This is a genomic window from Photobacterium sp. NCIMB 13483, assembly GCF_003025475.1.
Classification (GTDB): domain Bacteria; phylum Pseudomonadota; class Gammaproteobacteria; order Enterobacterales; family Vibrionaceae; genus Photobacterium; species Photobacterium piscicola.
In genome coordinates, this window is sequence record NZ_PYLV01000011.1 from 53,464 (window position 1) to 79,251 (window position 25,788).

Sequence of the window (25,788 nt, forward strand, 5' to 3'; positions counted from 1 at the left end):
GGAATAAGAGTAATCAAGAACTGTGGTGCGGGAAGATTGTAGAGTATTTTGCAGAAATAACAATTATGGATAAAAAATAAAGGCGCAAGTGTCTAATCTTGCGCCTTGTTCGTTATTTGAAGATAAATTTTATTTAGCTACGTAGCTTATGCTTTTTGAGCTTGCTCAATCGCAACAGCAACAGCAACAGTTGCGCCAACCATTGGGTTGTTACCCATACCGATAAGACCCATCATTTCAACGTGAGCTGGTACAGATGAAGAACCTGCAAACTGAGCGTCAGAGTGCATACGGCCCATAGTATCAGTAAGACCGTAAGAAGCTGGACCTGCAGCAACGTTATCAGGGTGAAGAGTACGACCTGTACCGCCGCCTGATGCTACTGAGAAGTAAGCTTGGCCTGCTTCTAGACGTTCTTTCTTGTACGTACCAGCAACAGGGTGTTGGAAACGTGTAGGGTTAGTTGAGTTACCAGTGATTGAGATATCAACGTTTTCGCGGTGCATAATTGCAACACCTTCACGTACATCATCAGAACCGTAACAGTTGATGTCACCACGTTGTGTTTTAGAGAAACGACGCTCAGAAACAACGTTTAGTTCGCCAGTAACGTAATCGAATTTAGTTTCAACATAGTTAAAGCCGTTGATACGAGCGATTAGGTAAGCAGCATCTTTACCAAGACCGTTAAGAATAACGCGTAGTGGGTTAGTACGTACTTTGTTAGCGTTTAGGGCAATTTTGATTGCGCCTTCAGCTGCTGCAAATGATTCGTGACCAGCAAGGAATGCGAAACATTGTGTTTCGTTGCTTAGTAGACGAGCGCCTAGACGACCGTGACCAAGACCTACTTGACGTTGGTCTGCAACAGAACCAGGAATACAGAAAGTTTGTAGACCAACACCTAGGTATTCAGCCGCTTCAGCTGCTGTTTTAGCACCTTCTTTAAGTGCGATAGCTGAACCTAAAACATAAGCCCAAGATGCGTTTTCAAACGCGATAGGTTGTGTTTCTTTAACGATGTTGTATGCATCAACACCATGTTCGTTACAGTAATCACGAGCTTCTTCTAGTGAAGCGAAACCATATTGCTCTAGTACTGGAGTGATTTTTTCAATACGACGATCAAAACTTTCAAATAATGCAGCCATGATGGAGTTTCCTCTAATTCGGTAAAAACAATTTCAGTGACGCTGTAACTCTTGAGAGAGTCGAAATAAAAGCGTCATTTACTTGTGTGATATAGGTCTATGATTACTCGTGACGAGGATCAATAGTACGAGCAGCTTCATCAAAGCGACCGTATTGACCAGTAGCTTGTTCCATAGCTTCTGCTGCAGGAACGCCTTTACCAATAGATTCCATCATCTTACCTACGTTTACGAAACGGTAGCCGATGATTTCTTCGTTGTCATCTAATGCAACTTTAGTTACGTAACCTTCAGCCATCTCCATGTAACGAGGGCCTTTTGCACGAGTACCGTAATGTGTACCTACTTGGCTACGTAGACCTTTACCTAGATCTTCTAGACCAGCACCGATTGGTAGACCGTCTAAAGAGAATGCAGTTTGAGTACGACCGTAAACAAATTGAAGGAAGATTTCACGCATTGCAACGTTGATAGCATCACACACAAGGTCAGTGTTTAGTGCTTCAAGGATAGTTTTACCAGTAAGAATTTCTGAAGCCATTGCTGCAGAGTGTGTCATACCAGAACAACCGATAGTTTCGATTAGAGCTTCTTCGATGATGCCATCTTTAACGTTAAGCGTTAGTTTTGCAGCACCTTGTTGAGGCGCACAAGCACCAACACCGTGGCTTAAACCAGAAATAGCAATAACGTCTTTAGGGCTAACCCAACGACCTTCTACAGGGATTGGTGCTGACTCGTGTTGTGGACCACGAGAGATAGGACACATGTTTTGAACTTCACTTGAGTATTGCATTGCTCTGCCTCATAGACACCGCATTATAAGCAATAAGATAATACAAATGGTATGTATTAACCTATTACAGTTAGCAGTGTAGAATTGATAATTCGTTATCGTGCAGATAATAAGAAGAGGACGTTATACGCAAACAACGCGACGTGTTTAAAAACAAATATCATCAGATATTAAGTAACAAAATAACACGGTCCTCGACTATTAAAAGCCGAATGTTGTCAGACGTCATTATCCTTAAAGAATCCAATAAGGCGGTTAAAGGAGGAACATCATCTCCCGCTATAAAGATTATTATAATAAGTTATCATTTATAGCAACAAAATAGATTTTATTGCCTATTTTGTGAATGGAATAAATATACGCTTTTTTTTATAAATAAGACTATTTAATTTTTGGAAAAAAGATTTCAAATATGAAATCATTAACTGATAATTATTATTATTAATGTTACTGAATAGCTTTCTGGGAATGGTGAATATTTAACTTATTGATAATTATTGTTTTTATTTATTGGTTTTAAAATGAAAGAAAAATACGGAATAATATTATTGTTAAATGTATTATTATTTAGACGATGTTAAATGATAATTGTTTTTATTATGGTAAAGGAGAAAACCATTGCAAGACTTTATTAAGAATAATGAACTTTGCTTTCGAAATATAAATATTAATGTGCCGGTGAATTATGAACAAATAACAGACGGTACCTTGACTATTTTTGCTCGAGAGGTTGTACATAAATCAAACATTGATGCAGATCTTCCGTGGTTGGTTTATTTACAAGGCGGTCCAGGTTTTGCTGCACCACGACCTGAGGCGAACAGTGGTTGGTTAAAAGCCGCATTAAAACATTATCGTGTTCTCTTGCTTGATCAACGAGGCACAGGTGCAAGTAGTGCCATTACTCATCAAACGCTAGCTTCAAAGTCAGCTCAGCAACAAGCTGAATATTTAAGCCATTTTCGTGCAGATAATATTGTTCGTGATGCCGAGCAATTACGTCAACACCTTAATATTAAACAGTGGGCGTTACTTGGACAAAGTTTTGGGGGGTTCTGCGCATTACATTATTTGTCTTTTTATCCGCAAAGTTTATCCAAAGTGTTTATTACTGGCGGAATACCTTCAATTACGGCAACAGCGGATGAGGTATATCAGGCAACGTATAAAAGAGTTGCTGATAAGAACAAGGCATTCTTTAAGCGTTTTGCTGGCGCACAACAACAATGTAATGCCATTGCTGAGTATCTTTCAAATAATCAGACCTATTTGCCAAATGGACAATTGTTCACTGTTGAGCAATTTCAAACATGGGGTATAACATTAGGGGGGACAGGTGGTGATTTAGCCATGTATTACACTATAGAAGGTGCATTTGTTGATATAGAAGGGCAACAAGTGCTGAGTTATGACTTCCTTAATACAATGCTAAATCAACAGAGCTATCAAACAAATCCTCTTTATGCGATTTTACATGAAGCTATTTATTGTCAACAGTATGCATCTAAATGGGCGGCAGAGCGGGTACGTCAGCACTATCCTCAATACCAATATCAAACAGGTGATGATGTAAGCTTTACGGGAGAAATGGTTTATCCGTGGATGTTTGATCAAATGACATGCCTGCAACCATTACGTGAAGCGGCACATTTCTTAGCAGCAAAAGAGGACTGGTCTCCATTATATTGTGCGCAACAATTAGCTAAAAATACCGTACCTGTTGCAGCAGCTGTGTATGTTGAAGATATGTATGTTGAATATCGTTATAGCTGTGAAACCTTAGCTTTATTGGCAAATGCAAAATCATGGCAAACGAATCAATATGAGCATAATGGCTTACGTGTTGATGGCGAGCATATTTTTGAGCAATTGATGGCCTTAGCCGATAGCATTTAATTATTAGCTTTGCGTGGACATTAAAGATGTATTTGTTTTATCATTTTAACGGTAATACAGTTCATCAGTGAAAATTGTTATAATATAACATTTATATTTAGGGTGCTAAGTGGTAATGTAACGCATTCAGAACTGATAGGATCAATAATCCTGATTGATTTTGTTGTTGTTAGTACCCTAATTTCGGTATTATTTAGTCATAATTAAATATTCCTCTACGACAGGGGTATGAAGAAATGCATAGGAAGAATATGGTAAATGTTAGGGCAAGAGTGCCTTTTAAAGTAGGTCTTAGCAGCAATATCCCCGCTGAATTGCTTTCGTTCAATGGCCTTGAGTCAGGAAAAGAACATGTTGCTATTATTTTTCAAGGTGCAGATAAAACGTTAGCCCCGTTGGTTCGTATGCATTCAGAATGTTTAACGGGTGATGTGTTCCATTCTTCACGTTGTGATTGTGGTGAACAACTTGATGAAACCATCGAAAAAATGGGTAAAGTTGGCGGTATCATTCTTTATTTACGCCAAGAAGGGCGTGGCATTGGTTTATATAATAAAATCGATGCCTATGAATTACAGACTCAAGGTATGAATACCTATGAGGCTAATAATCATCTTGGTTTTGGTGATGATTTGCGTGAATTCTCTGAAGCTGCGCAGATGTTGCGAGCGCTAGGTATTAATGAAGTACGTTTAGTGACGAACAATCCCAAAAAGATTTGTGACCTAGAAGCAAATGGCATCAACATCGTTGAAGTCGTTGGTACAAAAGCGCATGTTAAAGACGGCAATGAAAATTATTTAAAAGTGAAAGCTTCACATGGTAAGCATCGCTTAAAATTTGACTAATATTTATAAAATAAAATAGCCTCATGATATTTTCTTGTTGTTGAAAGTATTATGAGGCTTTTTTTAACTAAAAATTGCATCTAAAAACCAATATTTGCTATGGATTAGTTTTTCTAATGCACTTCATAATAAACTATCGTGCGTTATCAACAAGATTCACTTGTTAGTTACTGATCAGAAGACTACTATTTGCGCTGATTTTACAGGCATAGATACTATTTAAACGAACCAGCTTCGTCTTCAATAGCAAAGATACTCTATTCTATATTTTTCTTCTTATTTAATATGTTGATTATCAATAATTAACTAACAATATTAATCTTTTTGAGGGTGATGGTTGTGATTAAGCAATCTTCGGCTAGCAACATGGGTAAGTTATTATTCTTACTTATTATTTTAGTTGCTGTGGGACAAATGACACAAACAATGTATGTGCCAGCTATTCCTGACATGGCAACATTTTTCTCGATCAAATCCGCTTATTTACAAGCGGTAATGGCTGTATACCTTATCCCTTACGGGTTGTCACAGTTTATTTATGGCCCATTATCTGATCGTATTGGACGCCGTCCGGTCATTATTTCTGGCATGGTGATCTTCCTTATTGGTAGCCTTGGCGCATTATTGTCATCGAATTTCCATTGGTTCCTTGTTGCTACGTTTATCCAAGGTTGTGGTACCGGTTGTAGTGGTGCAATGTGTCGTACTGTGCCTCGTGATAGTTATGATGGTGATGATTTACACCAAGCAAATAGTTTAATTAGTATGGGGGTTATTTTATCACCACTGATTGCTCCTGTGTTAGGCGGTTATCTTTCTAAGCATTTTGGTTGGGAATCGGTATACGCATTTCTATTAGTCTTTGGTGCTGTTGTTACTGTTGCGATGATGAAATACTTTACCGAAACATTGCCACCAGAAAAGCGTCATGCTGAGCGTGTACTTGTAAGCTACCGTTATGTATTAAGTAATCGCCGCTTTCAAGGCTATGTGATTTGTCTTATTGCTACCTTTGCGGGTATTGCGGTATTTGAAGCATCGGCGGGTGTGTTATTGGGTAGTGTATTAAAGCTAGATCCGATCACCGTGAGCTGGTTGTTTATTTTACCTTTACCTGGATATTTAGGTGGGGCATGGTTGTCGGGTCGATTAGTACGACGCCTTGGTATTGATCGAGTGTTGGTTATCGGCATGATTGCACTTGTGCTGGGTGCGGTGACGATTATTATTCCTGGCTTTGCGGGCTTAATTACAATCAAGAGTTTGATTGGTGGTGCGTTCTTGTATTTTGTTGGTACAGGTATGCTATGTCCTGTTGCGACGACAGCGGCAGTACAACCTTTTCCTAATCATGCGGGAACCGCGGGCGCCGTGCTGGGTGGCTTACAAAATGTAGGGGCGGGTGCCGCCACACTAACTGCATCATTTTTAAATGCACAAAGCCAATTTAGCTTAGGTGCTGTTATGACGGTGATGGCGATTATCGTTATCATGAGTTTATGGTGGATCCGTTACAGCAAACAAGACACTACAATTCTTGCTCGTTAATCATATTTACTGGTTATAAAGTTGATTAGCTAATAGCAACGGTTAGATAAATGAAAGGCGCGGAATATGACTTTTTACTAGTTAATATCTAGTTGAAAGTGTATCTCGCGCCTTTTTTATAGATAGCGTATTGACTTAGTCACGCTTCCATAAAATATGACAGCCTTTGTTTTCAGGATCGCGGCTGATCAATAAACGAGCAAAAACATCGTCAAGTTCGTCATTTTCTTCGTTAACTAGGCCGACACATACTTCTGCGTAAAGGTCTTTATCGATTTCACATGCTAAATGTTCTTCCCAATCATCACGGGTTTCAACAACCTCAGCAGCGCCGCGATCATCAAATTGCATGGTAAAAAGCAATACATCAGCTGGCTCTAAGTTATCCGCTGCCATTTCTAGAAAAATATCGTATGCAACGTCAATAACATCATCGTATGAAATAAGGTTTTCTGTTTCCATGATACTGATTGATCTCTATCTGTGTTTAGTAGTGTTATTATACCGAAACCCTTGGAATATGCGATATTTAGCGATAATCGTTAGCGAAACTGATGATTGTCATGCTTGAGGTCGATATAGTAGGGGAAAGAGTGGTGTTTATTTAGTAAGTTAATGACCGAGATTGAGAATCAAACGTCATTAATATGTGTTAGTTGATGTAATGAGTATGTTTTGTGGCTAAGTTTTTACCTCGGTTGGATAGTCAAACCTCTTTTCAATTAGATTTTATGCCATTGCTTATGGCGGTTGTTACAGATTTACAATCTCAATTAACAGCCTTACACAGTATTTATCTGAATGGCAGTATTGCATATCGGCAGGCAACAAGTGGTGTTTCCGATTTGAATCTGACCGTAGTGATCACATCACCGTTAACAGTGGAAGAGCAACATCGTATCGCCTGTGTGTCGCAGACATTAAGTCGTAATTATCCTGTGATCTCAGCGGTTGATATTACATGGGTACTGCTTGATGATGTGTTATCTATTGCGTCTATCTTTAAATGGGGCTTTTGGCTAAAACATTGTAGCGTGTGTTTATATGGTACTAATCTCAGTGAACAATTTGGTGATTTTGAACCTTGTTGGGAAATAGCAAAAGCGTTTAATCACGATATTGCCGCGGCTTTAGTTGCTATAGAACAACAGATTAGACGCACTAAAAGTATCACTGAATACCAATATTATTGTCGGTGCGCGGGTAAAAAAATGCTAAGAAGTTGTTTTATGCTGGTGGCTATTGATGTTGATGGTTGGGCATATACTGATCAACAATGTGCGAATTTTTTTCTGGCACGTTATCCAAATAAAGTAACAGAGATTGAACGGCTATTTGTGTTAATTAATGGCCCACAAGTGCCAAAGAAAGCGTCTATTTTTATGCTATCGCAATTTGGGGCATGGATTGTGAGTGAGTTTAATAATATCGAACGAAAAATTGGTTAACACTTATTTTGTCGTATCAAGGTTAGATTGAGGTTTCTTTGCAGTCACATTCAACCGGGTTTGTATTAACTCGTCAAAGTCGAGACATAAAAGGACAAACGGAAATTGTTCTGTGGGTGAAAACCGCCACGGGTCCTTGTCGATTATCTATTATTGGCGACAAACCTGTGCTTTTTATTTGTGCTCATCAGCAACAGCAAGCCATGGATATTATTCGAGCGATTAATATTCAAGTGCAATGGAAGCCATTAACCTTAAAAACATTTCAGCATCAGGATATCGTTGGTTGCTATAGCGATACTATTCGTGATAATTACGCCATTAGTAAAAGCTTACAAGCTGAGGGTATTCAGGCGTTTGAAGCGGATATTCGATTAGCTGATCGTTTTTTGATGGAACGTTTTATTCGCGGTGGGTTGGTTTTTACTGGTGAGGTAAGGCAGCGTAATGGATACCATGATGTATTATTTACAAAGGCTAAAGCGGCAGATTATATCCCTGATCTGAGTTTGGTATCACTGGATATTGAGTGTTCAGAAAAAGGTGTTTTATATTCGATTGGTTTTCATAGCCAAATGGACAGTCGCGTCATTATGGTGGGAGATAAGCCCGTTGATTATCAACCTAATTCTGAACTTAATATTGAATGGGTGGCTGACGAAAAAGCATTATTGTTGGCGCTAGAAGCATGGTTTATTGAGTACGATCCAGACATTATTATTGGCTGGAACGTGATTGATTTTGATTTTCGATTACTACTGCATCGCGCGGAATGGAATAAAATTAGCCTTCGTATCGGCCGAGGTAAACAAACCCCGCATTATCGACGTTCGACTCAAAATGCCAATCAAGGCTTTATCAGTATTCCTGGCCGAGTGGTCATGGATGGCATTAATACCTTAAAAACTGCATCTTATAATTTTCGCTCGTGGTCATTAGAAGCGGTGGCGCAAGAGTTATTAGGGGAAGGTAAAGCCATTCATAATGTGCATGATCGTATGGCGGAAATTAACCATATGTTTAAGCACGACAAATTATCACTGGCAACATATAACCTACAAGACTGTAAGTTAGTGACACGCATCTTTAAACTGACACATTTGTTAGAGTTTGCAATTGAGCGAAGTCGTCTTACGGGAGTTGAGCTTGATCGTATTGGCGGTTCAGTGGCCGCGTTTACCAATCTTTATATGCCGCAGTTACATCGTGCAGGCTATATTGCTCCTAATCTTGAAAGTGATAATTGGATCGCTAGTCCTGGCGGTTATGTTATGGACTCTAAGCCTGGATTATATGATTCCGTATTAGTGTTAGATTTTAAGTCACTGTATCCCTCTATTATTCGATCATTTAGGATCGATCCAATGGGGCTGGTGGAAGGTTTATTGTTAGAAGAGGGAAAAGCTGAACACCAAGCTATTGCTGGTTTTCGTGGTGGTCAATTTCATCGAACACGTCATTTTTTGCCTGAGATGATTGAATCGTTATGGGCTGCTCGTGATCGTGCTAAAAAAGAGGGTGATAAAGCTTTCTCACAAGCAATTAAGATCATCATGAACTCGTTTTATGGTGTGTTAGGTTCATCGGGTTGTCGTTTTTTTGATCACCGCTTAGCGTCATCAATAACCATGCGTGGTCATGAAATTATGAAGCTCACTCGTGAGCTGATTGAAGCAAAAGGTTACGAAGTGATTTATGGCGATACAGATTCAACCTTTGTTTCGCTAAAAAAAGCCCATTCTCAGCAAGATGCAAATCATATTGGTAATGCACTGGTTGAACATATCAACCAATGGTGGCAACAACATTTACAGCAGCAATACGGCTTAGTATCAGCATTAGAAATTGAATATGAAACGCACTATCATAAATTTTTAATGCCAACAATTCGCGGCCAAGAAATGGGCAGTAAAAAGCGTTATGCAGGACTTGTGTGGCGAGGTGATAATGAACAAATGGTATTTAAAGGATTGGAAACTGTACGTACAGACTGGACACCATTAGCTCAACATTTTCAGCAAACATTATATTCAATGGTCTTTCATGATCTCGATGTTGATGATTATGTGCGTGATTATACCAATCGAACGTTGGCTGGGGAGTTTGACGATCAGTTAATTTATCGTAAGCGTTTACGTCGTAATTTAGATGATTATCAGAAAAACATTCCGCCTCAAGTGCGCGCGGCAAGGTTGGCAGATGAAATGAATACTAAGCTAGGGCGTCCGTTGCAATATCAACATAAAGGTGCGATAGAATATGTGTTTACAATATCAGGTGCTGAGCCTGTTGAATATCGCCAAAACGTGATTGATTATAATCATTATTTAGAAAAGCAATTAAAACCTGTAGCTGACGGCATTCTTATTTTCATAGGAAAATCGTTTGACAACATAACGGCACCACAGTTAGGTTTATTTTAATAAACAACAATAGTTATGTATTAATTACTACATATTCATTCAATCTATTTTTGATTGTTTATTTATAATAATTTATTTTTTTTTAAACTATATGGTATTGCGTTCATATATAATCACCTTGATTTTTAATTGGTGATAACTATGAAATTTAGACATGATATAAATGGTTTAAGAGCAATTGCTGTTATAGCGGTTGTTCTTTTTCATTTTAATACTCCATTACTCTCTGGTGGCTTTGCTGGAGTAGATGTTTTTTTTGCGATATCTGGCTTTCTAATGACAAGTATTATCATTAGAGGAATAAATAATAATAACTTCTCAATTCTTTCTTTTTATAAAGCTAGAGCTATTAGGATTGTACCTGCACTACTCGTTATGAGTGTAACGGTCTTATTACTGTGTTATTTTATATTAATACCATTAAAGTTTGAACAACTTGGTCGACATGTTATGGGTAGCCTTAATTTCATGTCAAATATAACATATTGGAAAGAATCTGGTTATTTTGATACATCATCTCAAACTAAGTGGTTATTACATACTTGGTCGTTATCAGTAGAATGGCAATTTTATTTACTATATCCTATTTTATTAGTTCTGCTGAGTAAAATCTTCTCTCTAAATGTGGTTAAAAAAATATTAGTTATTATGACCATGCTTGGTTTTATATTTAGTATTTATGCATCATATTATTGGCCATCACCTGCATATTATCTATTTCCGACAAGAGCTTGGGAAATGATGATGGGGGGACTAGTTTTTCTATACCCTATTAATATGCAAGTATCTAAAAAGAAATATGTTGAATATAGTGGGCTATTTTTTATCATTGCCAGTTATTTCTTTATTTCAAAAACAGATATGTGGCCAGGATATTTGGCATTAATACCTGTTTTTGGAGCTGCATTAGTTATATTAGCTGCAAATCAAGATAGTATAATTACGAGTAATAAATATATACAAAAAATTGGCTTATGGTCTTATTCTATTTACTTATGGCATTGGCCTATTGTTGTTCTTGGTCGTTATTTAGATATTCAATATTGGGCTGTAATTGGTATTCCAAGCTCTGTATTATTGGGCTTTTTAAGTTATACCTTGATTGAAAAGAAACGGTTTGAATTAAAAGCTATTTTTATTCCTTATTTATTTGTGTTGCTTATATCATATATTGTTATATCACATATAAATATTTTTTATAATATCCCTAAATCAATATTTAAAGCTGTTGTGACTAATACGAAAACTGATCATAATGGTGCTTATACGTGGAGTAGGATTCGAAAACTGAATAAGCAAATAGACTTTATTACGCATACTAAAAATAAAGTGTTAGTGATTGGTGATTCGCAAGCGGGTGATTTTTTAAATGCTTTTTATGATGCGAAATTAACTAAAAATGTTGAAATAGTTACTCGTGTGGTAGAAGCAGATTGCGGGTTCTTCTATTTAACACCAAATGAACAAGAAAGTGCATATTTACAGTCGCCAACAATCAAAAACAGTACAATGTGGCAGAATAAATGTAAAAAATTCATAAAGCATGTTGATGATGGTAATGCGTTAAAAGATGCAAATGTGATAATTCTTGCTATGTATTGGCAAAATGTAAATATGGATTGGATATTTAAATCAATTGAAAATATTAGAAAGAAAAATCCTAATGCAGAAATATATGTAGTTGGAGGAAAATCTTTTAATACTCAGGTATCAACACTTGTTTACGATGCTTATCGTAAAAAAATAGATATTGGTTCTTATGCTGCGAAAAATATCGCAAGTAATAATAAAGAGAACAGGGTATTCCAGAATAAATTGTTTGAATCAAAATCAGTTTTAGCAAAGTATAATTATCATTTTATTAATATGACTAAGATTATGTGTCATAACGATAAGTGTGATGTTATTGATGGTGATAATAATATTTTCTATTCTGATCGACGTCATACAACTCGTGCTGGAACTAAGTATATAGGGATGCAATTAAATAAAATGCATATTTTTCCAGCTACAATAGTCAAACAGATGTAGTTAAGACATAATTTAGAGCGCGCTGTATTGAGCGCGCTTCTCTTTTGAACTAAAGACAATTAATCAAAATAAGTCACGTGTTTTACAGTATCAGTACTTGCTAAAATAGGGTCAAAATTAATAACACCACGATTTTGAGTACAAATCTTATAAACATTATCACATTCAAAAATCGCTAAAATTTCGTCATTAGCACGAAAAACTTCAGGTGGTAATTTTCCAATTTCACCAATACATTCAACGCCTTCATGAGTCCAGACTAATTTTTGAATACGTTTATCATTCGTTGGTTTTGGCGCTGATACATGTTCTGCAATTGATGAATAAACAGATTGTGCTTGATCAACATTTTTAGCCAATGGTACGAAAAAATCCATGGTTCCCTCCAGTTAATGTCTTTATTTTCTAATCAATAAATAGAAACATTTAAGTGATAAATAATTATCTGCCGTGACAATGCTAATAACCTTAGCAGAATTAGTGACTAAAAATCAACACACAAAAATAACAATTAATATTAACAATAAACACAATATTACTGCTTTAATAACATTATTTGGTGGTATATACGGTTACGATTTAAATGCGAATTGATGAGAATGGTTTATGATCAAGAAAGGAGAATAGAGTCATTCAAGAGTGAAGCAACATGGAGCAACTTGATTTTTTTGATGTGCCAAGTCCTTGCGTTGGCTGTTGCCAAGTCAATAATCGAGGTTATTGTAAAGGATGTTATCGAAGTCGGGATGAGCGATTTTATTGGCAACAGATGACTGCAGATCAAAAGATTAACGTTATAAAATTATGCCGACAGCGCTATTTACGTATTATGCGTCGTCAGCGAAATACTGATACTCAAGAGAGTAGTATTTCATCACCGCAACAACAATTTATATTTGATGATATTCAAAAATCGAAGCCATAAAAAAAGCACTCCGAAGAGTGCTTTTTTGAAGAGTTTTATGAACACGCAATTAGATGCGTTTAAAGTCCATGTGCTCAACCTTTGGCTTGTACACGTGACGTTGGATGTCTTGAGGCTTAACCTTAACTTCCTGGCCATCGATTACAAGAACAAAACCTTCGTAGAACTCAGGCTTATCCATTTGGTTGATGATATCACTGTGCTTAAGAGTGATAGCTACTGGTGCAGCTTCGCCACCGTAAACGATTGCAGGGAAGTGCTCAGTAAGACGTAGGCGGCGGCTCGCACCTTTACCAAGGTCTGTACGTACAATTGCATTAAATTTCATAATCAATACTCTTTGATTTAATAATTTACTAAGTAATGCGACCTTACTTAGTATCGTAAAACGAGCGCGCATACTAACAACCAATATTGTTATATGCAAGAACATTGGCTGCGATTTTATCAGTTTTTATTGTTTTCGTCTGCGATAGATGGATATGTAATCAGCTAGTTTATTTTCATTCATTCAAATAGTTAATTAGTTTAAGAATCTGCTTATTTTTAATCGATAATACCAATGATAATGATAGTAATTATCATTTAGGTATGTATAATCATCGTCGAATTACATTGTTGGATTATTGTTAAAGCAGGGAATTATGAACAAACAACTGACACTTATCGCTAGCTCACTCGTTATGGCATTTTCTTCACCATCACTTTATGCGCAAGATAGCGTTTCTCAATTTGATGAAATTGTTGTTTCAGGCACTCGAACAGAAGAATCGATAAAAAATATACCCGGCTCTGTTGCTAAAATTACTTCTGAACAAATGAATAAAAATTTAGCTACTGATGTAAAGCAAGCATTGAAATATGAGCCAGGGGTTTCAGTCAATGGTCAGGGTCGATTTGGTATGGAAGATATTACCATTCGAGGAATGAAAGGCAGTCGCGTTAAAGTATTAGTTGATGGTGTTGAACAACCAACATCTTATAACCCCGGCGCAAATGCAATGCGTAAAAATAGCAATAATTATGAAATTGATACATTAAAAGCAATTGAAATCAATAAGGGGCCAACATCAACCTTATATGGCAGTGATGCTTTGGGTGGCACAGTGATTATGCGTACTAAAAATCCTGAAGACTTATTAAACGGTGAATCATCGCATGTAGGTTTAAAGAGTGGTTACGCAAGTGCTGATGATCAATATAAGTTAGGTGTTGAAGCGGCTAAGCAAATTGGTGACTTAGAGACAATGTTCATCTATACCTACCGTAATGGCCATGAGACCGATGCTTACGATACTCATGACAACAGCAAAGGGATAAACCGTAAGTCAGCTGATCCATTGAATATAGAGTCGCATAATGTGTTAGCGAAAGCGTTTTATCAGATTAACAACGCTAACCGCATTGGATTTACGGGTGAGTATTATACGCGTAGTGCTAATGGCGATATTTTGTCTCGTGATGGTTATAGCGTTATGCCTGGGTTTACTTATACTAAAACTCGCGGTGTCGATGAGGATAATCGTAAACGATTTGGTTTTGAGCATGAATGGCTAGCAAATAATGCCGTGTTTGATTCATTAAAATGGCAAGTCAATTGGCAACAACAACATAGCCAACATGATAATTATGATCATACCGATATGTTTGGTAATCGTAACCGTTATCGTGAAGGGGAAGATACCAGTAAGCAATTTGATATTCAGTTTGCTAAAGCCATTGAGTTAACGCAATCACGCCACAAACTGACTTACGGTGCGACGATCGTCAATGATGAGTTTGATTTAAATTACATTGATTATAATGTAGACAATGGCACTTCTAAGCCTGGGCCGACGGAAGTGTCGAAGGCGAAATCTGAAAAACGTGGTGTGTTTATTCAAGATCAGATCTTCATGCTTAATGATAAAGCCGTGGTAACAGCTGGCGCACGTTATGATGAATTTGAAGCTAAGCCCGATTCAAATTCTGGTTTGGAAGATCATAAAAGTGAAGCGTTTACTGCCCGTTTAGGTGCGGTATATCATTGGAACGATAATTTCAGTACTTATGCTCAATACAGTCAAGGATTTAGAGCGCCAACACTGTATGAAATGTATTACGATAAAAATAATATTGCACATGGGTACATTATTAAATCAAACCCTAATCTTAAACCTGAAGAAAGTAATTCTTATGAGTTAGGATTACGTGCAGAAAATCGTATCGGTAATGTAACGGCATCTGTTTACTATAATGATTATTCTAATTTTATTCAGAAAGTGACAACAAACTCTAATAATATCGATATTACGACCAATGAAAATATAGATAAAGCCCGTATTTACGGTGCAGAACTATCGGCAAACGTGTGGTTAGATGAAATTATTAATGCCCCTATGGGTACCTATGCTAAAGCTACTATTGCCTACCAAGATGGTGAAGATAAAGAAACGGGTAAAACACTTGATACAATCACGCCGTTAACATCCGTTGTTGGTGTGGGTTATGATGCACCAAATGAAACGTGGGGTACTGCGGTAGATATTAAGATGGTTGCAGCAAAAGATAATTGGCAAGATAAAAATAATCTAAATGTTGCTGGCTACACCGTAGTTGATTTAACGACGTATTATCATCCAGTAAAAGATATGACTATTCGTGCGGGATTGTTTAATGCGTTAGATAAAGAGTATTGGGAATATCAAGATCTGGCAGGTGCAAGCAAAACGACTGATGGTATTGATCGTCGTAGTCAGCCTGGACGTAACTTTGGTATCAACCTTAACTACGATTTCTAAGCTTTTATGGGCTAAAAAACAGTAAAAATAAAGCCGTGTTATGATCTTTTTAATGTAAAGTTCATTAACACGGCTTTTTTGATTTTAACAATTAAAGCGTTATAGATTTTTTAGAAATGCACTGTCTTCGAGAACAATTAATGGTTCAATATCACTGTCTTTTTTGATGACCAATGAATTATCAGAACGCAAACAAACACCACCGTAATTACCATCAACAGTAAAAGTACAGACTTGAATATATTTATTAGCGACTTTTGGTAAACACCATAATTGCTGATAAATGTTCTTTTGGTCGTTAAATTGACCATCGGTTTGATCCAATACTGATTCATTATGGCTGACTAAATCGATATTACTGCCGCAACGACCAGCAATCGGTTTAATCGCATAACCTGTTTGACTGAGTTCGTCTGTGATGTGAAAATCGGTATCCAATAAGTAATGATGATGAGGGAATAAGGACCACAATACGGGCAGAATCGCTTTATTGCTTGGGATCACCGTCCATAGTGGCTCAAATACTTTGATTTCAGGGCGCAATAACACGTCAATTAAACGTACTTTTGTATCTGGATAGCCAGTATGAATCGGCACTGCTGCATATTCGGTAGAGCTCACTTCACGCACTTGATCTATGGCTGTTTCCCACGCCCATGTTTTCCAGACACATTCAATTAAACGTTCATTATCATCAATTAATTGTCCGGCTGGATTCCAGTGAATACCGTCTAATCCTTTAAGTATTTTGCTATCAATGCCTGCTAAAGTAAGGGCTTTTTGCATGAATAAAGCGTGATAATCTTCTTCGTCATCATCGTCTTGCATGATATGAACGAAAGAATATTTCTGACTGTATTTCCATACACTGGCAAGTTCATTGAGTAAATCTTCTGCTGGGCTATTTTCAGTAAGGTCGCCACCTTGTTCGGCCCACTTTTGAATTATCAAACAAGCTTCAGTATGGCAAGAGGCTGAGTCAGCATTGTATTCATAAACTTTCAAGCCATTTTCATCCATACAGAAATCTAAACGACCTGTTAGCATGCTATGGCGGTGTTTTTGCCATGATAAACGTAGCCGTGGCCATAGGATTTCTGGAATATCAAACAGTGCTAATAAATTATCATCTTGCAGCACTTTATCTGTTGCATGTAAGTACATCAGATGCAATTCATTGGTTGCTTTAGCCAGCTCTTGTTCCGCACTTTCTGAAATAGTGAAATAGCGGTAGATATCATCATTGAGTAACTTGTTAGCATTAACGCGCGAGTACGTTTGTTCTAGCTCGTCATTGCTATCTAACCAGTCGTTTGCAAACTGACCGCTATTTAATCGCCAAGCTGCTTGAATGTTAAGTAACTCAGGGGTAGGTGAGGGTTGGGGTAGGCTATAAGTTGCATCTGCATTGTAAGCCATCCAACCTAAAATTTCGGTATCATCAAAGGTATCTTCAATGGTGTAACCACCATCTTCAACATGTAACGTAAGTTCACGGGTCCATTGTTGACCTAGTGGTAAGGGAGCAAAAGTCACATTCTGTTCAGCAATCATTATTTTATCATCTTCAATATGAGTAATAATCGCAACGTGGCCTGTGTCTTGGAATTCCCCTCCTTTTTGCCAAATCAATAATGATCCAACAACTGGTTTTTGACGTGAACCATTTTCAAAAGCATATAAGGGTAAAATTTTATCGTTAACCACTTGGCGTAAGAACCGTAACGAGAAAATTTCATACGCCATTCCTACATCGGTAAACACCAATCCATAGTTGATATATAAAAAACGACGCGCAAACTCAACACACTGCCATTTATATCCCATGTATTCACCATGAACATAACTCCTCATTGCAGAGTCATCAGCATATTCATCTTCATCTATCGTACTGTAATCAGAAGAATAAATAGCGATACCCCCCGCTGCATAGCCGAGTAAAGTACCGAAAGGGGCATTGTTAGGATTATCTATATTCATGTTCTTGGCCTAGTTGATGGTTTAACCTTTTTCGACCGATGATGTGGCTCAGAATAGTGAGCGTTATTGAATGCATACGCATCAGGGGAGTGTTGAAAATAAAGGCTTTTCTATAAGCTAAAACTTTTATGAAGCGTTTTCAATACAGAACATAGGCTTGTAAATATATTTCAATGATATGGACGTTTTACGAAATATGATGGGTGTGTGGAATTGTTAAACAAAAAAACAATGGACAGCCATAATATTGCACATCAACCATGAGCTACTATAGTTAAGCTTCAAGTTGCTTATGGTGAAACGAATGACAATCTCAAGACGTAAATTGATCGAGCCTCAAATCACACCTTTTTATCATGTTATTAATCGCTGTGTACGGCGTGCCTATTTGTGTGGTGATGACCCGTATAATGGTAAAAACTATCAGCATCGTCGTGGTTGGATAGTAAATAAAATCAAACAATTAGCCGCTGTGTTTTGTATTGATGTGTGTGCTTATGCTGTGATGAGTAACCATTATCATTTAGTGCTTAAAATAGATACAGAGCAGCAGTAAAAGTTAACTCCAGAAGCGGTAATATCACGCTGGTTACAGCTATTTAATGGTCATCCAATCGCGGTCGATTTTTTAAAAGAGGGTCAAATAGGCGCAGATAAGCAACAAGCACTATCAAAGTTAGTGGCTGAATGGCAGCAACGATTGGGTAGTATTAGCTGGTTTATGCGCTGTCTTAATGAAGAAATTGCGCGAAAAGCCAATAAAGAAGATCAATGTAAAGGTGCATTTTGGGAAGGGCGGTTTAAGTCTCAAGCATTACTCGACGAACAAGCGTTATTATCATGCATGATGTACGTTGATTTAAATCCGATCAGGGCGGGAGTTACACCATCACTAGAGCAATCAGATTTCACCTCAATTCAGCAGCGTATTCGTGAATATAATCAAACGAAAACTCCCTTTAAACCATCCTCATCAAACAAAAGTCATTTCCAATTATTACCCTTTGTTGGCGCAGAACATCAAGCTAAAACCGCAGGGGTAAACTTTGCTTTTGCTGATTACCTTGAACTAATTGACTGGACTGGTCGCTGTATTCGAAATGATAAAAAAGGCTTTATTGCACCTAATCAGCCCAAGATTTTACAGCAAATGGGAATAACAGCAGATGCTTGGCTTGAACACAGTGAACAGTTTATGGAGCATTATGCCAATGTGAGTGGTAAATGGTCCCAAATGTGTGCTTTCAAACAACATGTAGGTGGGCATTGGTGTAAAGGGAAGTCAGCGAGTTATCAGTTACATCCTAATTAAATATAGCTTCTTTAAATGAGATAAAAATACTGCAATAACCATCAGGATTGTGGGCGTTGTTGATCCTGAAATATAGAAATAGAATCGATTTAACCAAGAATGTAAAAAATAAGCGGTAATTTTTACAGTAAAAGAGTCTGTTGCTGGTGGAATAGTTTATTTTTTAGAGGCTCGATTTAGAAACTAAAATATTTGGCTGTCCAAATTGTTCTTCAAATTATTAAAGTAATGACTAACACAGTGAGATCATAGTTTACGAAATCGGACCGTTTTATTTAGTACATTAATCAGGTTTAATAAGACGTATTTTATTCATAGATTATTCTATTTAAACAGTTTTTGGGATTGAACATGCTTTCAGTATTCAACGCAGCAGAATTGTTCTCACTTATTCTTACTCTTGCGACCTTAATAACAGGTATTGTGTTCGCGTTAGATAAGTTTGTATGGCAACCTAAACGAGCAGAGGTAACACAGGAGAGTGCATCAGGTTGGGTGACTCAAGCTCGCTCATTGTTTCCTGTATTGTTTGCTATTTTGATTATTCGATCATTTATTATCGAACCTTTTCAAATTCCAAGTGGTTCAATGCAACCAACCTTGCTTCCTGGTGATTTTATTGGCGTAGAAAAGTTCGCTTATGGACTACGTGATCCTATCTTCCATAAAACATTAATTCCAACGGGTAAGCCACAACGCGGTGACATTACCGTATTTATTGATCCATCAAACCCTAAGATTGATTTAATTAAACGTATTGTTGGTTTACCGGGTGATACCGTTATTTACCAAAACAAAACTCTGTATATTAAACCGGCTTGTGATGGTCGAAAAGTATGTCCCGTCGCGCAAGAAGTACCTAAACAATATGTTGGCTTAACTAATTTTACAGAGCAAGGGGTGCGGTTAGATGAATACAACGAGCAACTAGGCAAAGTTAATCATCACATTTTGCGAGATCCTGCATTACCTGAACAACTTTACCGTTATTACCAACAGCCAGGTTCACCAATGGGCGTATGGGTTGTACCAAAAGGTCATTACTTTGCGATGGGTGATAACCGAGATAACAGCTTAGACAGCCGTTACTGGGGCTTTATGCCAGAGCAGAACTTAGTTGGTAAAGCGACCTTTATTTGGATCAGCTTTACCTTCAATCATGATGCAGGTTCAATGTGGCCGCATTGGTTACCTAATGGCGTTCGCTTCAACCGTATTGGTCGTATTCATTAGAACGACGACAAACAGTAAGCTCAGATAATAAAACCGACGTGCAAATAACTCGTCGGTTTTTTTTGGATTATATTTTATTTCAAATAAAAATATATGGCTGTCCAATGTTTGCTGCCAATGTTTTACTGAAAATGCCAATAGTAAATACAAAACTCACCCCGTCATTCCCTACAGTGAGGTTACGAACGAGATAGGGAATCTACTTACAGCATGTTGTAGTGTTATTATTTTTGCTAGATGTGTTTCTTTATTTAAATAAGAGAAAGATAAACTATATTGCACTTTTTATACTGTTAATGGATACCCGAATTAGTATTAGAAATAAAGCTAAAAGGAATATATCTAATTTTAGTATTTTTGCCGTAATAATTTTACTTTTATATGTTACAGAGTTCCACGGTGGGTTATCCGACTCACATTCAGTATGGGGAGAGTTTGGTTCTTTTTTTGGTGGTGTTCTAAGCCCGATAGTAAGTGTTCTTGCATTTATCGGTCTTCTGTATTCTATGGACCAAACTAAAGCACAGTTTAAACAACAAAGTGAAGAAAACTCCTTTTATTCTTTACTAAATTTTCATCATTCAAAGACTAACCAAACTGTATATAAAGATTCTGTTGGTTTTGATGCTTTCAAAGCTTTATCGGAACAATTTGATATTAGCTATAATGATTTTTGTTTCTCTATTGCCAGAAGAAAAATTCAGGAAGATCCGTCTGAACTTCCAAGTTTTGGATACGATTTTCTATCTCGTATTATTGAAGAGCGTTCTCCATTAATTGAAGGTACTGGGAGAGATTTAGTTATTTACTATTTTGGGCTAAGTGAAAATAAAAATGAATTATTTAAAGGTCTATTTGACGCAAGTATTATTGATGATGAAAAATCTAGAATTGAAGCTATTGGAGATACTCTGATAAGGCAAATGAAACCAGATGAGCGGGTTAAAATAATAGGGGATATCTATAATAACTTTTACCACGATTATGGTCATATATTAGGGCATTATTTTAGAAATCTTTATTACACTCTTCAGTTAGCAGACGCTTCAGATAAGAACGATTCATATGCAAATATATTAAGAGCGCAGCTATCAAGATATGAATTAAACCTTTTATTTTACAATGCATTGAGCAAGTATGGGTCAACCAAATTTAATACTCTATTAGTTAAATATAACATTCTTAATGGTTTATATAATTGGGATGTTTGCTATAAACCTGAACCTGATGATTTAAAAAAAGATTTAGCTCTTTTAAATTGATTAAACTGCTAACAAGGCGCTTAAACGGAACTAAAACAGTGGGTTACGTTTCGCTTTGCTACACATTTTAACCCACAATTTTAGTCCGCTTAGCGCGACGTTATATTCACAAAGCTTAAAAATTGAATCCGCATTATCTCCGTACAAGTTGCGCTTTGGTTGTTTAAATCTTATACTCAGGTTAATTACGGAATTACTCCGTACGGTTGGAGGTTTTATGGCTACTGCAAGACTTGATATCCGTTTGGATGAAGAAATCAAAGCTAAGGCTGAGAAAGCTTCAGCTTTACTTGGTTTAAAAAGCTTAACTGAATATGTTGTTCGTCTAATGGACGAAAATTCAACTCAGGTAATTTCTGAGCATGAAAGCATCACTGTTGAAGCAAATGTATTTGACCAATTCATGCTTGCTTGTGACGAGGCTAAGGCTCCGAATAACGCATTACTTGAAGCTGCAGCATTTACTAAAAGTGGTGAGTTTAAGTGAGTTATTCCAAAACTTTCAAAGAATTGGATAAATCACAGCATGATAGAGCATCATTTGACTGTGGGGAAAAAGAGTTAAATGATTTTATCCAAACTCAAGCTGCTAAACATATGCAAGCAGGTATTAGCCGCACAATGGTTTTGCCTGCTTCAGTGCCACTACCAAATCAGAAATATCCAATTTGTTCATTTTATAGTATTGCGCCAAGTTCGATTAGCCGTGATACGTTGCCACAAGTGATGGCTAAAAAATTACCACGCTATCCAATTCCTGTTTTCCTTTTAGCTCAACTTGCGGTTCATAAAGAATTTCATGGAAGTGGGTTAGGTAAAGTTAGCTTAATCAAAGCTCTCGAATATCTTTGGGAAATTAACTCCCACATGAGAGCTTATGCCATTGTTGTTGATTGTTTAACTGAACAAGCGGAGTCATTCTATGCAAAATATGGTTTCGAGATTCTTTGTGAAATCAATGGTCGAGTAAGAATGTTCATTCCAATGAAAACAGTCGGCCAGTTATTCACTTAGACGTAAGAGTGAATATAACAGATAAGGATATGTGTCGCGCAGCCGACACCTATTCAAGTGTTGGACAAGACCGAGCAACCTTATATAAGTAAATATTGCGAATATCATGAAGGGTGGTGCTGAAAAGAAGTCAAGCGTTATCCTTGGCGTGAACCAATCAATTTAATTCATTGATTTATAATTAGATCCTCTTTAATTATTACGCGTTAATGCCATTATCCTTATTATTTTACGTTTTTATCTGGGTCGAAAAATCCCCGCCAATTGCATGACATGCTGACAGCATGGACAAAAAGGTTGTACCATTAAACGGACAACTTTTTGTTGTGAGGGCAACGTCAGTTTCCTTGCTAACATAAAGGCATATTGGATCAGTTGAAATTGTTTCTTCTCATGCCCTCGTAATATCACTAACTAACTTCTAGCCAACTATAAACTTCAAAAACAGTAAATTAGCTGTAAGACGAGTAAAAGTCAGTACAGCTAATTAGTTATTGTTTTAGCCTTTTTGATACTGATCCAAATCGAATAACTTATCGCGAATTGCCCAGAAGCGGCCACTTTTACGGGCAATAATGATTTCTGGTGGGCGTAATCGATGTTCGTTATTCGCCACTTTTGTCGGGGCGGTATCAGTAAAGGGACGATGCCTATCCACTAAGTGCGGATTAATGAACTTGGTGAGAAAGTCACTTTTTTGAGTCTTGGTTGATAACTGCCAAATCTCGTTAATTTCGTTGTCTTCTTCGCCAATATAAACCACTTTAAGTTGTGGCTTACCAAACTTATTCTTACCCGGCTCTAAGCGCATATCGGTGCATTTCATTATCATTGCATCTTTGAGCTTTAATGCTTCGCGTAGCTTTTTATCAGGATCAACCATCACCGCATCACATTGATGACAGCGGCGAGCGGCAATGTCGTTATCTGCGCCACATTCTTCGCAATATTTTGCGCGGAAACGGTAGCCACATTCTTCACGCTCACCCGTATCGTCATCTTCAAAATAGCCTTGGCAACGACGACCATAATGCTCAACGAGGAAGCCAGCAGGATCAAGCTTGCCCCAAAAGCTATTGTTGAAACCACATGCAGGGCAGGGAACCATTACCACTTCACTGTCGCCATTCGGTTTAGGATCACCTACTTCAGGTTGATAGAGATCGTAACAGTTACCCGCATATTCAAGAATAAGGCAGTCTTTTTTACCTTCAAATAAACGTAAACCACGGCCGACGATTTGTTGATAAAGGCTAATTGATTCTGTTGGGCGTAATACGGCAATAAGATCAACATGGGGCGCATCAAAACCGGTGGTTAATACGGATACGTTAACAAGGTATTTGATTTTTTGTGCTTTAAAATCATTAATGATTCGATCGCGTTCATCAAGAGGAGTGTCGCCGATAACAAGCGCAGCATTTTCATGTGCGAGATAACCCATGATCTCTTGAGCATGATTAACGGTAGAGGCAAAGATCATAATACCGCGGCGATCTTTGGCGTAATCGATGACTTGTTCGATGATCATTGGTGTAGCGCGGCCTGATTGTTCAATCACACTATCAAGATCTGATTCTTTATAATGACCTGTATTGGATGGTGTCAGTGATGAAAAGTCATAACCTAATACCGCCATATCCATTACTTTAGGTTCAGTTAAAAAACCTTCATCAAGCAAGTAACGAATAGGTAATTCAAAAATACAATCGCGAAAGAAACGCTCGGTTTCCGTTTTTACTTGACCACGGGTATGGTATTTATAGATCCAGCCTGTACCTAATCGATAAGGGGTGGCAGTTAATCCAAGCACTTTGATATTGGGATTAACGGTTTGTACATGTTTGATAACTTTGCGGTAAGCGCTATTTTCATCATCAGGCACGCGATGACACTCATCAATAACCAGCAATGAAAATTGTTCATGAAATTTATTAAGACTGTTTGCCATTGATTGAACGGAAGCAAATACCACTTGTTGATCGGTTTCTTTTCGTCCTAATCCCGCAGAGAAAATAGCCGCTTTAAGACCATAGCTTTCATATTTAGCGTGGTTTTGTTCCACCAGCTCTTTTACATGAGTGAGCACCAGAACACGGCCTCTAGCAATACGTGCTAATTCTGCGACGACGAGGCTTTTTCCTGCGCCAGTAGGCAGAGCAAGAACGGCGGGTGTGCTATGTTTGCGAAAGTAATGAATGGTAGCGTTAACGCTATCTTGTTGGTAAGGACGTAAAGTATACATACAGCAAATCTATGACAAATGAACTGTTACTAGTGTACATTTAACCAGTATTTTGGCAAGTGCTAACGGTTGCTAAATAGAGAGCAATAATTTACTGAATGAACGTCCAATTGGTTAGAGTGCGTAAAATAAAACTTGTCAAGGAAATAAGGTTTATTTTGAAGTAATAGCCGTGGTCGTTATTGAATTTATATATTGCATAAATAGGGCAATGTAGTACTAATAATAATGTTACATTGTAACTTAGCTATAATCTTTACTTATAATTAAAAATTCGACCAATGCTTTATATTTTCAGAATTATTATCGTTTTATCGGCATTTTTATCATGGTATGCCGCTGCGTCGACGACGCGAACGACTGCTCATGTAACAGTGCATCATGCTCGTATTCATCGTCATTACTTACATAAAAGTAAGCGACAAGGGCACACATTACACTATAAACACCATGTACGTAAGGCTCATCACCTTACAAAGGCACAAGAACGACGACATGTTCGCTTGGTGAAACGTAAAATTTTCCATGCTTATTATGGATGGAAAGGGACACCTTATCATTTTGGTGGCTCAAGCCATCGAGGGATTGATTGCTCTGCATTTGTGATGAAGATGTACCGTCAGGTATTTCATCGATATTTACCTCGAACAACGTTAGGACAGGTAAAGCTAGGTCGACGAGTGCGTAAGGATCAAGCCAAGTTAGGGGATTTAGTCTTCTTCAAAACAGGACGTAATGAACGTCATGTGGGGATTTATCTTTCTAATGGTGATTTTATGAACTCAGCAAGCTCGCGAGGGGTGTCTATTTCAAATTTACATCATACTTTTTGGAAGCGGCATTTCTGGCAGATTAGACGATTAGTTGCCATATAATATGTAATAAAAACGGAAGCT

22 protein-coding genes and 1 riboswitch are annotated in these 25,788 nt (G+C 37.4%); of the genes, 15 read left to right on the plus strand and 7 right to left on the minus strand.

Annotated features, from left to right (window positions below; all coding sequences use genetic code 11):
* Positions 1-146 precede the first annotated feature (146 nt).
* Positions 147-1,151, minus strand: a complete 1,005-nt coding sequence (locus C9I86_RS10610; RefSeq protein ID WP_080157629.1) for a GGGtGRT protein — start codon at positions 1,149-1,151, stop codon at positions 147-149.
* Between the two features lie 103 nt (positions 1,152-1,254).
* Entirely contained in the window at positions 1,255-1,947 is a 693-nt protein-coding gene (locus tag C9I86_RS10615; protein WP_080157628.1) for an iron-sulfur cluster assembly scaffold protein, read from the minus strand.
* 212 nt (positions 1,948-2,159) lie between these two features.
* Positions 2,160-2,233: riboswitch (Fluoride riboswitch) on the minus strand.
* A gap of 332 nt (positions 2,234-2,565) precedes the next feature.
* Between C9I86_RS10615 and C9I86_RS10620 the strand changes: the two genes are divergently transcribed.
* From C9I86_RS10620 to emrD, 3 genes are all read left to right on the plus strand, one after another.
* A complete protein-coding gene (locus C9I86_RS10620) occupies positions 2,566-3,843 on the plus strand; it encodes an alpha/beta fold hydrolase (protein ID WP_107276328.1) in 1,278 nt (425 codons plus the stop codon).
* A gap of 251 nt (positions 3,844-4,094) precedes the next feature.
* Entirely contained in the window at positions 4,095-4,691 is a 597-nt protein-coding gene (gene ribA / locus C9I86_RS10625; protein ID WP_107276329.1) for a GTP cyclohydrolase II, read from the plus strand.
* A gap of 333 nt (positions 4,692-5,024) precedes the next feature.
* Positions 5,025-6,239: a multidrug efflux MFS transporter EmrD gene (gene emrD / locus C9I86_RS10630; RefSeq protein ID WP_107276330.1), complete on the plus strand. Its 1,215-nt coding sequence runs from the start codon at positions 5,025-5,027 to the stop codon at positions 6,237-6,239.
* A gap of 135 nt (positions 6,240-6,374) precedes the next feature.
* On the opposite strand, the gene C9I86_RS10635 is transcribed toward emrD, so the two are convergent.
* Positions 6,375-6,701: an HI1450 family dsDNA-mimic protein gene (locus C9I86_RS10635; RefSeq protein WP_036794328.1), complete on the minus strand. Its 327-nt coding sequence runs from the start codon at positions 6,699-6,701 to the stop codon at positions 6,375-6,377.
* A 215-nt stretch (positions 6,702-6,916) separates the two neighbouring features.
* Between C9I86_RS10635 and C9I86_RS10640 the strand changes: the two genes are divergently transcribed.
* The 3 genes from C9I86_RS10640 (at position 6,917) to C9I86_RS10650 (ending at position 12,141) form a co-directional block, all read left to right on the plus strand.
* Positions 6,917-7,687: a nucleotidyltransferase domain-containing protein gene (locus C9I86_RS10640; protein ID WP_241956883.1), complete on the plus strand. Its 771-nt coding sequence runs from the start codon at positions 6,917-6,919 to the stop codon at positions 7,685-7,687.
* Between the two features lie 38 nt (positions 7,688-7,725).
* Entirely contained in the window at positions 7,726-10,110 is a 2,385-nt protein-coding gene (locus C9I86_RS10645; RefSeq protein WP_107276331.1) for a DNA polymerase II, read from the plus strand.
* A 141-nt stretch (positions 10,111-10,251) separates the two neighbouring features.
* Positions 10,252-12,141 carry an acyltransferase family protein gene (locus tag C9I86_RS10650; protein ID WP_107276332.1) on the plus strand — a complete coding sequence of 630 codons (1,890 nt, stop codon included), beginning with the start codon at positions 10,252-10,254 and terminating at the stop codon, positions 12,139-12,141.
* A 59-nt stretch (positions 12,142-12,200) separates the two neighbouring features.
* Here C9I86_RS10650 and C9I86_RS10655 read toward each other — a convergent pair whose 3' ends face one another.
* The gene (locus C9I86_RS10655) at positions 12,201-12,518 is read right to left on the minus strand and encodes a hypothetical protein (RefSeq protein ID WP_107276333.1); all 318 of its coding nucleotides are present in this window, start codon (positions 12,516-12,518) and stop codon (positions 12,201-12,203) included.
* 272 nt (positions 12,519-12,790) lie between these two features.
* Here C9I86_RS10655 and C9I86_RS10660 point away from each other — a divergent pair, with 272 nt between their 5' ends.
* Complete coding sequence (locus C9I86_RS10660; protein WP_080157622.1) at positions 12,791-13,066, plus strand: DUF1289 domain-containing protein; 276 nt, start codon at positions 12,791-12,793, stop codon at positions 13,064-13,066.
* Between the two features lie 49 nt (positions 13,067-13,115).
* Here C9I86_RS10660 and rplY read toward each other — a convergent pair whose 3' ends face one another.
* Positions 13,116-13,394 (minus strand): 50S ribosomal protein L25, encoded by a 279-nt coding sequence (gene rplY, locus C9I86_RS10665; protein WP_036794333.1) that lies wholly within the window; start codon positions 13,392-13,394, stop codon positions 13,116-13,118.
* 316 nt (positions 13,395-13,710) lie between these two features.
* Between rplY and C9I86_RS10670 the strand changes: the two genes are divergently transcribed.
* The gene (locus C9I86_RS10670) at positions 13,711-15,846 is read left to right on the plus strand and encodes a TonB-dependent hemoglobin/transferrin/lactoferrin family receptor (protein ID WP_107276334.1); all 2,136 of its coding nucleotides are present in this window, start codon (positions 13,711-13,713) and stop codon (positions 15,844-15,846) included.
* Between the two features lie 99 nt (positions 15,847-15,945).
* On the opposite strand, the gene gss is transcribed toward C9I86_RS10670, so the two are convergent.
* Positions 15,946-17,826: a bifunctional glutathionylspermidine amidase/synthase gene (gss, locus tag C9I86_RS10675; RefSeq protein WP_107276335.1), complete on the minus strand. Its 1,881-nt coding sequence runs from the start codon at positions 17,824-17,826 to the stop codon at positions 15,946-15,948.
* Positions 17,827-18,130: 304 nt separating this feature from the next.
* Here gss and C9I86_RS20190 point away from each other — a divergent pair, with 304 nt between their 5' ends.
* The 6 genes from C9I86_RS20190 to C9I86_RS10700 all read left to right on the plus strand — a co-directional run bounded on the left by C9I86_RS20190 (position 18,131) and on the right by C9I86_RS10700 (position 22,647).
* Positions 18,131-18,382, plus strand: a complete 252-nt coding sequence (locus C9I86_RS20190; RefSeq protein ID WP_199190777.1) for a transposase — start codon at positions 18,131-18,133, stop codon at positions 18,380-18,382.
* A gap of 123 nt (positions 18,383-18,505) precedes the next feature.
* Positions 18,506-19,138, plus strand: a complete 633-nt coding sequence (locus tag C9I86_RS20195; RefSeq protein WP_199190778.1) for a Mobile element protein — start codon at positions 18,506-18,508, stop codon at positions 19,136-19,138.
* Positions 19,139-19,489: 351 nt separating this feature from the next.
* Positions 19,490-20,371: a signal peptidase I gene (lepB, locus tag C9I86_RS10685; RefSeq protein WP_107276336.1), complete on the plus strand. Its 882-nt coding sequence runs from the start codon at positions 19,490-19,492 to the stop codon at positions 20,369-20,371.
* A 218-nt stretch (positions 20,372-20,589) separates the two neighbouring features.
* Complete coding sequence (locus C9I86_RS10690; RefSeq protein WP_107276337.1) at positions 20,590-21,633, plus strand: putative phage abortive infection protein; 1,044 nt, start codon at positions 20,590-20,592, stop codon at positions 21,631-21,633.
* A 217-nt stretch (positions 21,634-21,850) separates the two neighbouring features.
* The gene (locus tag C9I86_RS10695) at positions 21,851-22,120 is read left to right on the plus strand and encodes a DUF1778 domain-containing protein (RefSeq protein WP_045040521.1); all 270 of its coding nucleotides are present in this window, start codon (positions 21,851-21,853) and stop codon (positions 22,118-22,120) included.
* Positions 22,117-22,647, plus strand: a complete 531-nt coding sequence (locus C9I86_RS10700; RefSeq protein WP_107276338.1) for a GNAT family N-acetyltransferase — start codon at positions 22,117-22,119, stop codon at positions 22,645-22,647. Before C9I86_RS10695 ends, C9I86_RS10700 begins: the two co-directional genes overlap by 4 nt.
* Before the next feature lie 499 nt (positions 22,648-23,146).
* Here C9I86_RS10700 and C9I86_RS10710 read toward each other — a convergent pair whose 3' ends face one another.
* Entirely contained in the window at positions 23,147-24,892 is a 1,746-nt protein-coding gene (locus C9I86_RS10710) for a DEAD/DEAH box helicase (protein WP_107276339.1), read from the minus strand.
* A 281-nt stretch (positions 24,893-25,173) separates the two neighbouring features.
* On the opposite strand from C9I86_RS10710, the gene C9I86_RS10715 reads away from it, so the two are divergent.
* Positions 25,174-25,767, plus strand: a complete 594-nt coding sequence (locus C9I86_RS10715; RefSeq protein ID WP_080157610.1) for an NlpC/P60 family protein — start codon at positions 25,174-25,176, stop codon at positions 25,765-25,767.
* The last annotated feature ends 21 nt before the right edge of the window (positions 25,768-25,788 follow it).